This is a genomic window from Pseudomonas sp. SK3(2021), assembly GCF_016772375.1.
GTDB lineage: Bacteria > Pseudomonadota > Gammaproteobacteria > Pseudomonadales > Pseudomonadaceae > Aquipseudomonas > Aquipseudomonas chlororaphis_I.
Window position 1 is genome coordinate 1964005 of the sequence record NZ_CP061943.1, and the last position, 14690, is coordinate 1978694.

Consider the following 14690-nt stretch of genomic DNA (forward strand, 5'->3'; position numbering starts at 1 on the left):
CATGTTCAACGGTAAATCGATTTTCATCTCCGGCGGCACCGGTTCGTTCGGGCGCAATTTCATCCGGCGCCTGCTGGAGCAATACCAGCCCAAGCGGGTGGTGGTGTTCTCCCGTGATGAACTGAAGCAGTACGAAATGCAGCAGACCTTCAACGCGCCCTGCATGCGTTATTTCCTCGGCGACGTACGTGATGCCGAGCGCCTGCGCCAGGCCATGCGCGGGATCGACTACGTGGTGCACGCGGCGGCCCTGAAGCAAGTGCCGGCCGCGGAATACAATCCCACCGAATGCATCCGCACCAACGTCAACGGCGCGGAAAACATCATCGCCGCGGCCATCGACAACGGCGTGAAGAAAGTGGTCGCGCTGTCCACCGACAAGGCGGCCAGCCCGGTCAACCTGTATGGCGCGACCAAGCTGCTGTCGGACAAGCTGTTCGTCGCGGCGAACAATATCGCCGGCGAGCAGCCGACCCGTTTTTCGGTGGTGCGCTACGGCAACGTGGCCGGCTCCCGAGGCTCGGTGGTGCCGTTCTTCAGCAAGCTGATCGCCGAAGGCGCCCGTGAGCTGCCGATCACCGACGAGCGCATGACCCGTTTCTGGATCACCCTGGATCACGGGGTGCAGTTCGTGCTCGACAGCTTCTCGCGCATGCATGGCGGTGAAGTCTTCGTGCCGAAGATTCCGTCGATCCGGATCGTCGACCTGGCGCGCGGCATGGCGCAAAACCTGCCGCACCGGCAAGTGGGCATTCGGCCGGGGGAAAAACTCCACGAGCTGATGGTGCCGCTGGATGATGCGCGCATGACCCTGGAGTTCGCCGATCACTACACCATCCAGCCGTCGATCCGCTTTACCAACGTCAATGTCGATTTTGCCGTGGACGGCCTGGGCGAGCGGGGGCGGCCGGTGGGCGAGCAGTTCGAATACCGCTCGGACACCAATCCGCATTTCCTCTCGGTGGGCCAGATCGCCGAGCTGCATGCCGGGCTGTCGGCATGATTCCCTACGGGCGCCAGAGCCTCGACCAGGCGGACATCGATGCGGTGGTCGCGGTGCTGCAGTCCGACTGGCTGACCCAGGGCCCGGCCATCGAGCGCTTCGAGCAGGCCATGGCCGCTCGCTGCGAGGCTGGCCATGGCGTGGCGGTGTGCAATGCCACGGCGGCCCTGCACATCGCCTGCCTGGCCGCCGGGCTGGGGCCGGGAGACCGGCTGTGGACCACGCCCAATACCTTCCTGGCCTCGGCCAACTGTGGCCGTTACTGCGGCGCCGAGGTGGATTTCGTCGATATCGACCCACGCACCTGGAACATGGATGCCCGGGCGCTGGCGCATAAGCTGGAGGCCGCCGAGCGCACCGGCAGCTTGCCCAAGGTGGTAGTGGCGGTGGCGTTCTCCGGGCAAAGCTGCGACATGCGGGCCATGGCGCAACTGGCGCAGCGTTATGGCTTCGTGCTGATCGAAGATGCCTCCCACGCGGTGGGCGCCTCCTATGCCGGGCGGCCGGTGGGCTGTGGCGAATTCGCGGCGATGACGGTGTTCAGTTTTCATCCGGTGAAAATCATCACCAGCGCCGAGGGCGGCATGGTCCTGACCAACAGCCCGCAGCTGGCGGACCGCCTGCGGCGCTTGCGCAGCCACGGCATGACCCGCGACCCGGCGCAGATGACCGAACCCAGCCACGGCCCCTGGTACTACCAACAGGCCGAGCTGGGTTTCAATTACCGCATCACCGATCTGCAGGCGGCCCTGGGCTTGTCCCAACTGGACAAGCTCGACGCGTTCATTGCCCGGCGCCGGCAGCTGGCGGCCCGTTATGACCACCTGCTGGCCGATCTGCCGCTGACCCTGCCGCAGGCTCAGGAGCAGGCGCAGTCGGCATGGCATCTGTACGTGGTGCGCTTGCAACCCGAACGCATCCGTCGCTCCCATCGCGAGGTCTTCGAGGCATTGCGCGAGGCCGGGGTCGGGGTCAATCTGCATTACATCCCGGTGCACCTGCAGCCGTATTACCGCGACCTGGGATTCGCCGCGGGGGATTTTCCCGAGGCCGAGCGCTACTACGCCGAGGCCATCAGCCTGCCGCTGTTTCCGGCGCTGGAGGATGATCAGCAGATGTATGTGGTCGAGCAATTGCGCCAGCTTATCCAGGAGCCCGCCCAGCCTTGAGTGCCATCGCCATCATTCCCGCCCGTGGCGGCAGCAAACGCATCGCGCGCAAGAACCTCAAGCCGTTCGATGGCGTGCCGATGATCGCTCGTTCGATTGCCACGGCACTCGACTCCGGGTTGTTCGACCAGGTGCTGGTCAGTACCGACGACCCGCAGATCGCCGAGCTGGCCAGGGCCAGCGGCGCCACGGTGCCGTTCATGCGCCCGGCGGAGCTGGCGGACGATTTCACCGGCACCGGGCCGGTGATCGTGCATGCCTTGAATGCGTTGCGCGAGCGTGGCGAAACCTTCGATTACGCCTGCTGCATTTACGCCACCGCGCCCTTGTTGCAGCTGCGCTACCTGCGCCAGGGCTTGGCGGCGCTGGATGCCCATCCTGAAAAGTCCTATGCCTTTTCCGTGTGCAGCTTCGCGTTCCCGGTGCAGCGGGCCCTGACCCTCGACGACCAGGGCGCGCTGACCTCGCTTTATCCGGAGTTTCGCAACACACGCTCCCAGGACCTGCCACCGGCCTATCAGGATGCCGGGCAGTTCTATTGGGGGCGCAGCGAGGCCTGGCTGCGCGGCGACCTGGTGTTTTCTCCGCTCAGCCTGCCGGTGATCCTGCCGCGCCATCTGGTGCAGGACATCGACACCGAGGAAGACTGGCTGCGCGCTGAGTATCTGTACGCGGCGCTCAAGGCCGGTGGAGAACTGGAGTGAGGGTGTTGGTCCGTGCCGATGCTTCGCCGGCCATTGGCAGCGGCCATATCGCCCGCTGCCTGACCCTGGCCAGGGCGTTGCGTGAGCAGGGTGCCACAGTGGCTTTCGCTTGCCGAAGCTTGCCCGGGCAGCAATTGGAGCGCCTGGCCGAACTGGGTTTCCAGACCTTCGTATTGCCGGCGAGCTATCCGGGTGAGTGCGCGCTGGACATCGAGGCGCCGTTGCCCTGGCAGGCGGATATCGCTGCCTTGCAGGCAGCGTTGCAGGATCAGCCGCGATTCGATTGGGTGCTGGTCGATCACTATGGTCTGGACTGGCAGTGGCAGCAGGCGGCGCGGCAATGGGCGCCGCGGATTGCCGCCATCGATGACCTGGCCAACCGGCGGCATGCCGTCGACCTGTTGCTCGACCAGAACTTCAGCGGCACGCCCCAGGCCTATGCCGGCCTGATCGACGCTGAGTGCCGGGCGCTGCTGGGGCCGCATTTCGCCTTGCTGCGCGAGGAGTTCCGCTGCCCGCCGATCGCCATTCGCGAGCGAGCGAATCGGGTGCTGGTGAATTTCGGCGGTTTCGATGCGGCCAGCCAGACATACAAGGCGATGCTGGCCTTGAGTGCGTTCGACGACCTGGAAGTGGATTTTGTCGCCGGGGCCGGTAACCCGGCCTGGGCGCAGATGCAGGAACTGGTGGCCGGTCGCGGACATTGGCGCTTGCACGCCTATGTCAGCGACTTTTCCCGCCTGATGGCCGAGGCCGACCTGTTTATCGGTGCCGGTGGCGGCACCAGCTGGGAGCGGGCCGCCCTGGGCCTGCCAACCCTGTGCATCAGCGTGGCCGGCAATCAAGAGGCCAATGCCCGGCTGTTGGCCGAGGCAGGCATGCATGTCTACCTGGGGCCCAGCGAGCAGGTGAGCGTCGAGCAGATCCGCCAGGTGACCTCCGTGCTCATTGGCGATTACCCGCTGCGCCAGAGCCTGGCGCAGCGCTCCCGGCAGTTGGTCGACGGGCAGGGCGCATCGCGGGTGGCGGCGGCCCTGTTCGAGATGACCCGCAATCCATTGCGTCGTGCCGGGGATGATCCGGCCACCGGCGAATCTACGCGTGAATCGAAGGAAAACCCCAATGACTAGTTTCAAGATCGGCTCGCGCTCGATTGGCGCCGGCTCGCCGCCGTTCATCATTGCCGAGATGAGCGGCAACCATAACCAGTCGCTGGACGTTGCCCTGCAGATCGTCGAAGCCGCGGCCAAGGCCGGCGCCCATGCCCTGAAATTGCAGACCTATACCGCCGACACCATGACCCTGGACCTGGAGCATGGCGAGTTTTTCATCAAGGATCCGGCCAGCCTCTGGGCCGGTTCCTCGCTGTATGCCTTGTATGAAAAGGCCCACACGCCGTGGCAATGGCATGCGCCGATTTTCGCCCGCGCCAGGGAGCTGGGGATGCTGGCGTTCTCCACACCGTTCGATGAGAGCGCGGTGGACTTCCTCGAAAGCCTCGATGTGCCCGCGTACAAGATCGCCAGCTTCGAGAACACCGACCTGCCACTGATTCGCCGGGTAGCGGCCACCGGCAAGCCACTGATCATTTCCACCGGCATGGCCAGCATCGCCGAGCTGGACGAAAGCGTGCGCGCCGCCCGGGAGGCAGGCTGCAAGGACCTGGTGCTGCTCAAGTGCACCAGTACCTACCCGGCTTCGCCGGAAAACAGCAACATCCTGACCATCCCTCATTTGCGCGAGCTGTTCGGTTGTGAGGTCGGTTTGTCCGACCACTCCATGGGCGTCGGGGTTTCGGTGGCCGCCGTGGCGCTGGGCGCCACTGTGGTGGAGAAACACTTCACCCTCGACCGCGCCGGTGGCGGGGTGGATGCGAGTTTTTCCCTGGAACCGGCGGAACTGCACAGCCTGGTGGTAGAAACCGAACGCGCCTGGCAGGCCCTGGGCCAGGTGCGTTACGGCGCGACCGAGGCCGAGCGGCAGTCGGTGTTGTACCGCCGTTCCCTCTATGTCACCCGCGATATGGCGGCGGGGGAGGTGTTCAGCAGCGATAACGTCAGGGCCATTCGTCCGGGCCTGGGGCTGGCCCCCAAACACATCGACGCGGTCCTCGGGCGGTGCGCGCGCCAGGCCCTCAAGCGCGGTACCGCATTGGATTGGGCATTTGTCGAATAGCCGTTTGTATGGCTGATTCGGCAAAATAGCGTGACCTGCGAGTCATAACGCGCATCTTCACTGTATTGTATTGACCGGGGAGATGGCGCCTGGCCGGTAAACGGTGCAGTGATAGCCCTCTATTCTTCCCGCTGTCGCCCGTCAGGGGCGCCAGGATGTCTGTTTGTCGGCAGCCCCGGTCCCGGAGGTCGGGGTATTCAGCTGTTTATTATTGGGAAGCCGTAATGATTGGCATAAAGAGCATTGCGAGCTACGTGCCTGTAGCCGGCGTAGACAATTACGCACAAGGTGCAAAATTCGAGAAGGATGAGGAGTTCATCCTGGGCAAGATCGGTTCGGCCTTCCTGCCGCGCAAAGACGCTGCGCAGGAAACCTCGGACCTGTGTGTCGAAGCAGTCAATGCGCTGTTCGCCAACAATCCGCAACTGTCGCGCGAGTCGATCGAGGCGCTGATCGTCGTCACCCAGAACGGTGACGAAGAAGGCCTGCCGCACACCGCCGCCATTGTCCAGGACAAGCTGGGCCTGCCGACCCACGTTGCGGCCTTCGATATTTCCCTGGGCTGCTCCGGTTATGTCTACGGCATCTACGCGCTCAAGGGCTTCATGGAAGCCACGGGCTTGAAGAACGGCCTGCTGGTCACCGCCGACCCTTACTCGAAGATCGTCGATCCGGAAGACCGCAACACCACCATGCTGTTCGGCGATGCGGCGACCGCTACCTGGATGGGCGAAGACGCTCCCTGGCAGCTGGGCAAGGCCAAGTTCGGCACCGACGGTTCCGGCGCCCCCCACCTGAAAGTCAGCGATGGGGTGTTTTTCATGAATGGCCGCCAGGTGTTCAACTTTGCCCTGCTGAAAGTCCCGGCGCACTTGAACGAGTTGCTGGATGAGTCGGGCCTGAAGGAGGAGCAGATCGATGCGTTCTGTATCCACCAGGGCAGTGCGGCGATCGTCGATGCCGTGGCGCGCCGTTTCGAAGGCGAGCCGGAGAAGTTCATCAAGGACATGGTCGAGACCGGTAACACCGTGTCGTCGAGCATTCCGCTGCTGCTGGAAAAGCATGTGCTCGAGTCGAAGTGGCAACGTGTGGCCCTGAGCGGTTTCGGTGTGGGGCTGTCCTGGGGGTCGGCGATTATCTATCGCCCATGAGTTGATCCCGCGGCATCCAAAAATAGCGCCCAGGGTGTACCCTGAGCGCTATTTTTTTTGCATGAAGATAGGCGAGACAGCATGAGCGAAAGCTTCGAGGGCAATGCCCAGGCAATACAGGCTCGCTGGCCACGACTGCTCGAGCGGTTGCTGGCGGAGGACAGTGCTGCATTGCAGGCGGACCTGGTCGAAGGGCTGGGGTCGACCTTGAGTGTTTCCGGCATTCAGCTCACCAGCCGCCACGATCGTACGGCGGAAGCGCGAACCCAGGCAGCGAGCCTGCCGGCCGACAGCCCGGTGATTCATTTGTACGGCACCGGCTTGGGCGACTTGCAGCAGATACTGCTGGAAAACCCGGCGCTGCAACGCTTGCAGGTGCACATCCTGAATGGCGCGGTATTTGCCCTGGTGCTGCAATTGCTCGATCAGCAGGCCTGGTTGAACGATCCTCGAGTCGAACTGGGTTATGCCGGTGACCTGGCGGAAATCCAGTTGCCGTTCTTCGCCTTGCCTTCCGAACTGGTGCTGGCGGATGACTACAACGCCAAGATCCGCGATCGCCTGGTCAGCGAGGTGCACCTGGCCTTCAATAACCGTGACTTCGTGGCCGATTCCCCTGAGGTTGCTCAACGTCTGCAATCGAGTGTCGAGCTGGTGGCCGGTGACAGCGACGTGGCGCAGTTGTTTGGCTCGCAGCCGGGGCGCGAGGTCTTTGTGATTGCCACCGGGCCGAGTCTGGAGCGGCATTTCGAGCGCTTGCGCCAGGTTCGCGGGCAGGCTCGGCGGCCGCTGTTTATCTGTGTCGATACCGCCTACCGGCCGCTGCTCAAACAGGGGATCGAGCCGGACATCGTGGTCAGCATCGATCAACGGATCTCCAATCTTCACTTGCCGCCTGAGCGGTCCGCAGCCATTACCCTGGTCTATCTGCCAATGGTCGATCCGCAGATTCTGGGGCGCTGGCAGGGGCCGCGTTATGTCGGGTATTCCGCCAGTCCGATTTACGTTCGGATGCGCGAGCAGCTACCCAAGGCGCAGCTGTATGTCGGCGGCAGTGTGATTCATCCGGCGGTGGACCTTGCAGTAAAAATGGGCGCCGAGCAGATCACCTTGTTCGGTGCCGACTTTGCCTTCCCGATGAACAAGACACATGCCGGCTGGCTCGACGGTGAGCTGGGGCCGCAGTTGAGTGCTGCCAGGCATTGGGTGCTGGACGGGCATGGCCAGCGGGTCAGGACTCAGCTTAATTTTCGCAGTTACCTGTGCGAGCTGGAGCGTTTTATCGCTGGTCATCCACAGGTGCGCTTCTATAACAGCAGTCGGGACGGGGCGATGATTGCCGGGACGACCTTTCATCCGGAGTTCAACCAATGAGTGGGGGCGAAGGGGTGATCGCCCGCTTGCAGCAATGTGCCGAGGGGTTTCGCCTGGGGCGCGATGTCGAGGCGGCCATGACGATGGTCCAGTTGATGGAGGCAATCGAGCCGATGATCGAGCGCGCGCCGCAAGAGCTGAGGCAGGATTGGGAGGCGTTGCTTGGCCTGATGTTTGAGTGTCAGCAAGGGCAAAACTGGTTGGCCCTGGCCGACTATCTGCAATACGAATGCGTTGAAGTACTGCGTTCCATCCCTTCTTGCTAAAACATTCTCTGCCCGCCCGGGCGATCTTTGCGCTCGGGCCTTTCCCGGCACTTTCCTGGCGTCATTTTTTTTACTGTTGAAGGCCGTCAGCCCTTGATTTACGAGGGGTGGCACGCTGATGGCATTTTTTTTTGAAAATCCCCTAAAGCAACTTGCATTGCCGACGATAACTATTACGAAGGTTCTCTAGGCCATTACCCGGCGGTTGCCAGGGCCGGAAGCCGCAGTACCCAACCAACGAGGAATTCGTCATGGCTTTAACAGTAAACACTAACGTCGCGTCGCTGAACGTTCAGAAAAACCTGAACCGTGCTTCCGATGCTCTGCAGACTTCGATGACTCGCCTGTCTTCCGGCCTGAAGATCAACAGTGCAAAAGACGACGCCGCCGGCCTGCAGATCGCTACCCGTATGACCTCGCAGATCCGTGGCCAGACCATGGCGATCAAAAACGCCAACGACGGTATCTCCATCGCCCAGACCGCTGAAGGCGCGATGCAAGAGTCGACCAACATTCTGCAACGTATGCGTGAGCTGGCTCTCCAGTCGCGAAACGACTCCAACGGCACTGCAGACCGTACCGCTCTGGACAAAGAATTTGCTCAGATGTCGGACGAACTGACTCGTATCGCCAAGTCGACCAACCTGAACGGCAAGAACCTGATCGACGGTTCCGCTGGCACCATGACCTTCCAGGTCGGTTCCAACACCGGTGCTACCAACCAGATCACCATCACTCTGGCCAGCGGCTTCGACGCTGCGACCCTGAGCGTTGACTCCGCTACCATCAGCATCAGCGCCACCGACAGCGGCATGGCTGAAACCAACACTAAGGCCGCGATCAACGCGATCGAAAAAGCGCTGCAGACCATCAACTCCAGCCGTGCCGACCTCGGTGCTGCGCAAAACCGTCTGACCAGCACCATCTCCAACCTGCAGAACATCAACGAAAACGCCAGTGCTGCACTGGGTCGCGTACAAGATACCGACTTCGCTGCTGAAACTGCACAGCTGACCAAGCAACAAACTCTGCAACAAGCTTCCACCGCAGTTCTGGCCCAGGCCAACCAACTGCCGTCCGCTGTACTGAAACTGCTTCAGTAATAGCTGACTAAGCTCTAGCGGGGGAGTGCGCTGGTCGTGCTCTCTCGCTTTTTACTTAAGAGGTGATGGACATGGATATGAGCATGAAGCTGAACTTGTCTTATCCAGCGGTCAAGCCGGCAACGCCTGTTGCTGACAAGCCTGTGGAGAAGCCTCAAGCGGATGTTGTGGCACTGTCGACTGTCAAGGAAGAGAGTCAGAGTGCGCAAGCCGAGCAGGACAAACTGAAGATGGCCATTCAGGAAATTGAAAAGTTTGTGCAATCGGTCAAGCGTAACCTGGAATTCTCTATTGACGAGCCTTCTGGCAAGGTTGTCGTCAAGGTCATTGCCAGTGACTCCGGTGAGGTGATTCGTCAGATCCCCAACGAAGAAGTCCTGAAGTTGGCCAATAGTTTGAATGATGCGAGCAGCTTGTTGTTCAGCGCTAAAGTCTGACAGCTGGCATGAAATTTGTTGCTATGTTCTTTTGGGCGTTGTAATGGTCAAAAGACCGGCGGCACACTGAAAGGAGATCTCCATGGCAAGTCCAATTCTACCGGGTACCGGTCTAGGCTCAGGCCTCGACACCGGTGCTATCGTCAAAGCCTTGGTGAACGCTGACAAAGCAGCCAAGCAAGGTCAGATCGACCGGGGAACTGCGACCAACACCGCAAGCATCTCCGGCATTGGTACCTTGAAGTCCTTGTTGTCGACCTTTCGGACCACCATTACCGAACTCGGCAGCAAGACCAACCCGCAATTCCCTGGCTATGCCGCTACTACTTCCGATAACAAGTATGTAACAGCGGTCGCTGGCAATACCGCGGTCAATGGCAACTATGTTGTCGCTGTGCAGAATCTTGCGACTTCCTCGAAAGTCACCAGTGCTGCCTTCGCTGGCGGTACTACAAGTGCTATTCCGACTGGTACCTTGAAAATCAGTCAAAATGGCACTGATTACAACCTCGATGTAAAAGCCGGCGCTACCTTGCAGTCGGTGCGTGACTCGATCAACGCCGATGCATCGCTCAAGAGCGCCGGGATCAGCGCGAACATCGTGACCGACTCCTTTGGATCGCGTCTGGTGGTGGGCTCGACCACTACTGGTGCGGGCTCCGATATTTCTCTTAGCGGTATTGCTGGTCTGGAAATCGACGGCAGTACTGTCGTTGGTGCTTCCGGTTCGCCGATGACCGCCACTTCTGCGGGCTCCATTGGTGCCCTGGCAAAAGATGCCAACTTCACCGTCGACGGCATGGCGTTGACCAGCAAGAGCAACTCGGTGGACAAGGCGGTTTCCGGGCTGACCTTCAACCTGGTTGCTCCAGGCACCTCGACCATTACCGTCGCGGCCAACACCGACGGTTTGAAGGCTTCGATCCAGAAGTTCGTCGATGCCTACAACGCGGTGGCCAACAGCGTTACCGCGCTGACCAAGCCGTCCCTGGATGACGACGGCAAGCCGACCATCCCGGCCCAGTTGACTGGCGACGCGTTGCCGCGCTCGATCCTGGCGGCGATTCGTGCGCCGCTGTCGGAAGTCGGGGCCGGCGACAAGCTGACCGTTCTGGCGCAATTGGGGATTACCACCAACCAGAAGACCGGTGCCCTGGACTTCGACTCCACCAAGTTCACCGCGGCGATGAATGACAAAAAGCTCGGTGGCGAGGTGCAGACCCTGTTCACCGGCGAAAACGGCCTGCTGGACCGCATGGACAAGGCCATCGCGCCTTTTGCCCAGACCGGCGGTGTTCTCGATCAGCGTACGACTGCGCTGAACAAGACCAAGACCAAGCTGGCTTCGGATCAGGCTGCCCTGGATCGCCGTATCGAGACCCTGACGGCGGTACTGACCAAGAAGTACAACGACATGGACACCCTGGTGGGCAAATTGAAAGCCACCGCCAGCAACATTACCTCGATGTTCGAGGCGTTGACCGCGCAACAGAAAGGCTGATTGATACAAGGCGCCAAAAGCCCGGCAACGTTCGTAGCGTTCCGGGCTTTTGGCTTTTGATCTAAAGTTTTTTGACGCCGGGTCGATACGCTGGTTATACGAACCCTTGAGTTTTGATGAGGTAGAACATGAATCCGATGTTGGCCCTTCGGCAATACCAGAAGATTGGTGCCCAGGCGCAGACTTCCGAAGCCAGTCCCCATCGCCTGGTGCAGATGCTGATGGAGGGCGGCCTGGATCGTATCGCCCAGGCCAAGGGGGCGATGGAACGCAAGGATATTCCCAGCAAAGGTGTATTCATCAGCAAGGCCATCGGCATTATCGGTGGCTTGCGCGAAGGGCTCGACCTGGAAAACTCACCCGACACCCTGGGTGATCTGGACGGCTTGTACACCTACATGATGACGCGCCTCACCGAGGCGAACATCAAGACCGATCCAAAGATTCTCGACGAGGTCGCCGATCTGTTGCGCACCGTCAAGGAAGGCTGGGACGCCATCGCTGCGCCGGGTCCGCAGTTCTAAGGAGATCACCATGAGTCTTGTATTGCAGCGCATCGAAGAAACCCGTGAAGCACTGGTCGCCGCCCTGGCCGAGCGTAACTGGGAAGCAATCGGTCAGTTGGATCTGGCCTGCCGTTCCTGCATGGAAGACATCTTGAGTGAAGCTCCGGAAGATGAAGCCGCGTTGCGCGAGAATCTGCAGGAGCTGCTTGGGGTTTATCGACAGCTTCTGGAAGTGACGACAGGGGAGCGTCAGGCGATAGTCGACGAGATGTCGCAGATCCATCAAGCACAGAACGCGGCAAAGGTTTACCATCTGTTCGGTTAATTAACCCCTAAGTTAATCCGAATCCAGTGCGCCATAAATTTGACTGTGCACGCTTTTTTGACTTAACTAGTGGCTGTTTTCAGATTTCAGACGTCTATCAGGCTCAAAATGCCTACAAGCGTCTAGCTTGCCCTGATTCCGGGCATTGAGTTGACTAGGGAAGTTGCTATTGCATGTGGCGTGAAACCAAAATTCTGCTGATTGATGACGATAGCGTCCGCCGCCGCGACCTGGCGGTGATTTTAAATTTTCTTGGCGAAGAAAATTTACCCTGCGGTAGCCATGACTGGCAGCAGGCTGTCGGCTCATTGTCATCAAGTCGTGAAGTAATCTGTGTCCTCATCGGGACTGTAAATGCTCCTGGTGCACTTCTGGGCCTGTTAAAGACACTCTCAACCTGGGATGAGTTCCTTCCAGTTTTGTTAATGGGCGATAATTCTTCCATTGACTTGCCGGAAGACCAGCGTCGTCGAGTGCTTTCCACCCTGGAAATGCCACCCAGCTACAGCAAGTTGCTCGATTCCCTGCACCGCGCCCAGGTCTATCGTGAGATGTACGATCAGGCCCGTGAGCGTGGTCGCCATCGTGAGCCCAACCTCTTTCGCAGTCTGGTCGGCACCAGCCGGGCGATCCAGCATGTCCGGCAGATGATGCAGCAAGTGGCCGATACCGACGCCAGCGTGCTGATTCTCGGCGAGTCCGGGACTGGCAAGGAAGTGGTTGCGCGTAACCTGCACTACCACTCCAAGCGTCGCGAAGCGCCGTTCGTGCCGGTCAACTGTGGGGCGATTCCGGCCGAGTTGCTGGAGAGCGAACTGTTCGGCCATGAGAAGGGCGCCTTCACCGGAGCCATCACCAGCCGTGCCGGGCGTTTCGAACTGGCCAACGGCGGCACCCTGTTCCTCGACGAAATCGGTGACATGCCGCTGCCGATGCAGGTCAAGCTGTTGCGCGTGCTGCAGGAACGTACCTTCGAGCGCGTGGGCAGCAACAAGACCCAGAGCGTCGACGTGCGGATCATCGCGGCGACTCACAAGAACCTCGAGAGCATGATCGAGGTCGGCAGTTTCCGCGAAGACCTGTATTACCGCTTGAACGTGTTCCCGATCGAGATGGCGCCGCTGCGTGAGCGGGTGGAAGACATTCCGCTGCTGATGAACGAGCTGATCTCGCGCATGGAGCACGAGAAGCGCGGTTCGATCCGCTTCAACTCCGCGGCGATCATGTCGCTCTGCCGCCATGGCTGGCCGGGCAACGTCCGCGAGCTGGCCAACCTGGTGGAGCGCATGGCGATCATGCATCCCTATGGTGTTATCGGCGTGGTCGAGTTGCCGAAGAAGTTCCGCTATGTCGACGACGAAGACGAGCAGTTGGTGGACAGCCTGCGCAGCGACCTGGAAGAGCGGGTGGCGATCAATGGCCACACGCCGGACTTCGCCGCCACCGCCATGCTTCCGCCGGAGGGCCTGGACCTGAAGGATTACCTCGGTGGTCTGGAGCAGGGGCTGATCCAGCAGGCGCTCGACGACGCCAACGGCATTGTTGCGCGGGCTGCGGAGCGCTTGCGTATCCGTCGCACGACGCTGGTGGAAAAGATGCGCAAGTACGGCATGAGCCGTCGCGAGGGTGATGAACAGGCGGAGGATTGACGCCTGTTTTTTAACCTGTTGAAAACCGGGCGGTTTTTTTCCGGCACGGGTATTGCTAAGCCTCTCTCAACGTTCCGTTTAACTGACGGTCAGCCACGCGAGAGAGCACGATGCCCCAAGCCGCCCAGATGTCTCCTGTTCCTGAAGCCCAGGGGCAATCGTCGTCCGTAGAGCAGGCAAGCCGGCTTGGCCTTGAGCAGGCGTTCGCCTTGTTCAACCAGATGTCGAGCCAGCTTACCGACTCCTACAGCATGCTTGAGGCTCGGGTGACCGAGCTCAAGGGTGAGCTGGCCGTGGTCAGTGCCCAGCGCATGCAGGAGTTGGCGGAAAAAGAGCGTCTGGCCAACCGTCTGCAAAACCTCCTCGATCTATTGCCTGGCGGCGTCATCGTCATCGACGCCCAGGGTATTGTCCGCGAAGCCAATCCTGCTGCCTGCGACCTGCTGGGCCTGCCTCTCGAGGGCGAGCTGTGGCGGCATGTCATCGCCCGTTGCTTCGCGCCACGAGAAGACGACGGCCATGAAATCTCGCTGAAGGATGGACGGCGATTGTCGATCGCCACCCGTTCGCTGGACGCCGAGCCAGGCCAACTGGTGCTGCTCAACGACCTGACTGAAACCCGTCACTTGCAAGATCAACTGGCCCGTCATGAGCGCCTGTCGTCCCTCGGGCGCATGGTGGCGTCCCTGGCGCATCAGATTCGTACGCCATTGTCCGCCGCGCTGTTGTACGCCAGCCACCTGACGGAGCAGGAGCTGCCCGTCGCTACCCAGCAGCGCTTTGCCGGGCGACTGAAGGAGCGGTTGCATGAGCTGGAGCATCAGGTCCGCGACATGCTGGTGTTCGCCCGGGGCGAGTTGCCGCTGACTGACCGCGTGACGCCCAAGGCGCTGCTGCAATCGCTGCAGGCAGCAGCCTTGACCCATGTGCAGGAGGTGCCCGTGCGCTGGCAGTGCGACAGCCATGCCGGCGAGTTGCTGTGCAACCGCGACACGCTGGTGGGGGCGGTGCTCAACCTGATCGAGAACGCCATCCAGGCCAGTGCCGGCCAGGTGCGTTTGAAAGTCCATCTTTACACCCGTGGCAACAACCTGCGGCTGTGTGTCAGCGATAGCGGCAGTGGTATCGACGCCGCGGTGCTGGCGCGCCTGGGTGAGCCGTTTTTCACCACCAAGACCACAGGAACCGGCCTGGGCCTGACAGTCGTCAAGGCGGTGGCGCGTGCCCATCAGGGAGAATTGCTGCTGCGCTCGCGTCCTGGGCGCGGCACATGTGCGCTGGTGGTTCTGCCGCTGTTCTCCAGCGCTCAAGGAGTGGAGTGAAGGTA

At 60.9% G+C, this 14690-nt stretch carries 14 protein-coding genes and 1 pseudogene; all 15 read left to right on the plus strand.

Annotation, left to right across the window (positions count from 1 at the left end):
• Position 1 precedes the first annotated feature (1 nt).
• The 15 genes and pseudogenes from pseB (at position 2) to IF690_RS08950 (ending at position 14685) form a co-directional block, all read left to right on the plus strand.
• Positions 2-1003, plus strand: coding sequence for a UDP-N-acetylglucosamine 4,6-dehydratase (inverting) (gene pseB / locus IF690_RS08880; RefSeq protein ID WP_202699793.1), 1002 nt, complete (start codon positions 2-4; stop codon positions 1001-1003).
• Positions 1000-2172 (plus strand): UDP-4-amino-4,6-dideoxy-N-acetyl-beta-L-altrosamine transaminase, encoded by a 1173-nt coding sequence (pseC, locus tag IF690_RS08885; RefSeq protein WP_202699794.1) that lies wholly within the window; start codon positions 1000-1002, stop codon positions 2170-2172. The genes pseB and pseC overlap by 4 nt, the downstream gene beginning before the upstream one ends.
• Positions 2169-2876, plus strand: a complete 708-nt coding sequence (pseF, locus tag IF690_RS08890) for a pseudaminic acid cytidylyltransferase (protein WP_202699795.1) — start codon at positions 2169-2171, stop codon at positions 2874-2876. The genes pseC and pseF overlap by 4 nt, the downstream gene beginning before the upstream one ends.
• A pseudogene (gene pseG, locus IF690_RS08895) lies at positions 2873-3916 on the plus strand (UDP-2,4-diacetamido-2,4,6-trideoxy-beta-L-altropyranose hydrolase); the annotation flags it as partial. The gene pseF and the pseudogene pseG, both read left to right, overlap by 4 nt.
• An 82-nt stretch (positions 3917-3998) precedes the next feature.
• On the plus strand, positions 3999-5051 hold the full coding sequence (gene pseI / locus IF690_RS08900) for a pseudaminic acid synthase (protein WP_202699797.1): 1053 nt from the start codon (positions 3999-4001) through the stop codon (positions 5049-5051).
• Positions 5052-5275: 224 nt separating this feature from the next.
• On the plus strand, positions 5276-6202 hold the full coding sequence (locus tag IF690_RS08905; protein ID WP_202699798.1) for a ketoacyl-ACP synthase III: 927 nt from the start codon (positions 5276-5278) through the stop codon (positions 6200-6202).
• Positions 6203-6283: 81 nt separating this feature from the next.
• Positions 6284-7576, plus strand: a complete 1293-nt coding sequence (locus tag IF690_RS08910) for a motility associated factor glycosyltransferase family protein (RefSeq protein ID WP_202699799.1) — start codon at positions 6284-6286, stop codon at positions 7574-7576.
• Entirely contained in the window at positions 7573-7842 is a 270-nt protein-coding gene (locus IF690_RS08915) for a hypothetical protein (protein ID WP_202699800.1), read from the plus strand. The genes IF690_RS08910 and IF690_RS08915 overlap by 4 nt, the downstream gene beginning before the upstream one ends.
• A gap of 251 nt (positions 7843-8093) precedes the next feature.
• The gene (locus tag IF690_RS08920) at positions 8094-8945 is read left to right on the plus strand and encodes a flagellin domain-containing protein (RefSeq protein ID WP_202699801.1); all 852 of its coding nucleotides are present in this window, start codon (positions 8094-8096) and stop codon (positions 8943-8945) included.
• A gap of 71 nt (positions 8946-9016) precedes the next feature.
• Positions 9017-9382, plus strand: coding sequence for a flagellar protein FlaG (locus IF690_RS08925; protein ID WP_202699802.1), 366 nt, complete (start codon positions 9017-9019; stop codon positions 9380-9382).
• An 82-nt stretch (positions 9383-9464) separates the two neighbouring features.
• The gene (fliD, locus tag IF690_RS08930) at positions 9465-10883 is read left to right on the plus strand and encodes a flagellar filament capping protein FliD (protein ID WP_202699803.1); all 1419 of its coding nucleotides are present in this window, start codon (positions 9465-9467) and stop codon (positions 10881-10883) included.
• A 128-nt stretch (positions 10884-11011) separates the two neighbouring features.
• Positions 11012-11407, plus strand: coding sequence for a flagellar export chaperone FliS (gene fliS / locus IF690_RS08935; RefSeq protein WP_202699804.1), 396 nt, complete (start codon positions 11012-11014; stop codon positions 11405-11407).
• Positions 11408-11417: 10 nt separating this feature from the next.
• Positions 11418-11714 carry a flagellar protein FliT gene (fliT, locus tag IF690_RS08940; protein WP_007922640.1) on the plus strand — a complete coding sequence of 99 codons (297 nt, stop codon included), beginning with the start codon at positions 11418-11420 and terminating at the stop codon, positions 11712-11714.
• Between the two features lie 173 nt (positions 11715-11887).
• On the plus strand, positions 11888-13363 hold the full coding sequence (locus tag IF690_RS08945) for a sigma-54 dependent transcriptional regulator (RefSeq protein ID WP_023968308.1): 1476 nt from the start codon (positions 11888-11890) through the stop codon (positions 13361-13363).
• A gap of 128 nt (positions 13364-13491) precedes the next feature.
• Positions 13492-14685, plus strand: coding sequence for a sensor histidine kinase (locus IF690_RS08950; RefSeq protein WP_202701368.1), 1194 nt, complete (start codon positions 13492-13494; stop codon positions 14683-14685).
• The last annotated feature ends 5 nt before the right edge of the window (positions 14686-14690 follow it).

What these genes read in the sequence shown, in the direction of transcription:
- IF690_RS08905 (WP_202699798.1), top strand. Translation starts at nt 5,276, where the DNA reads ATGATTGGCATAAAGAGCATTGCGAGCTACGTGCCTGTAGCCGGCGTA.
- IF690_RS08945 (WP_023968308.1), top strand. Translation starts at nt 11,888, where the DNA reads ATGTGGCGTGAAACCAAAATTCTGCTGATTGATGACGATAGCGTCCGC.
- pseI (WP_202699797.1), top strand. Translation starts at nt 3,999, where the DNA reads ATGACTAGTTTCAAGATCGGCTCGCGCTCGATTGGCGCCGGCTCGCCG.
- pseB (WP_202699793.1), top strand. Translation starts at nt 2, where the DNA reads ATGTTCAACGGTAAATCGATTTTCATCTCCGGCGGCACCGGTTCGTTC.
- IF690_RS08950 (WP_202701368.1), top strand. Translation starts at nt 13,492, where the DNA reads ATGTCTCCTGTTCCTGAAGCCCAGGGGCAATCGTCGTCCGTAGAGCAG.
- IF690_RS08915 (WP_202699800.1), top strand. Translation starts at nt 7,573, where the DNA reads ATGAGTGGGGGCGAAGGGGTGATCGCCCGCTTGCAGCAATGTGCCGAG.
- IF690_RS08925 (WP_202699802.1), top strand. Translation starts at nt 9,017, where the DNA reads ATGGATATGAGCATGAAGCTGAACTTGTCTTATCCAGCGGTCAAGCCG.
- IF690_RS08920 (WP_202699801.1), top strand. Translation starts at nt 8,094, where the DNA reads ATGGCTTTAACAGTAAACACTAACGTCGCGTCGCTGAACGTTCAGAAA.
- pseC (WP_202699794.1), top strand. Translation starts at nt 1,000, where the DNA reads ATGATTCCCTACGGGCGCCAGAGCCTCGACCAGGCGGACATCGATGCG.
- fliS (WP_202699804.1), top strand. Translation starts at nt 11,012, where the DNA reads ATGAATCCGATGTTGGCCCTTCGGCAATACCAGAAGATTGGTGCCCAG.
- IF690_RS08910 (WP_202699799.1), top strand. Translation starts at nt 6,284, where the DNA reads ATGAGCGAAAGCTTCGAGGGCAATGCCCAGGCAATACAGGCTCGCTGG.
- fliT (WP_007922640.1), top strand. Translation starts at nt 11,418, where the DNA reads ATGAGTCTTGTATTGCAGCGCATCGAAGAAACCCGTGAAGCACTGGTC.
- fliD (WP_202699803.1), top strand. Translation starts at nt 9,465, where the DNA reads ATGGCAAGTCCAATTCTACCGGGTACCGGTCTAGGCTCAGGCCTCGAC.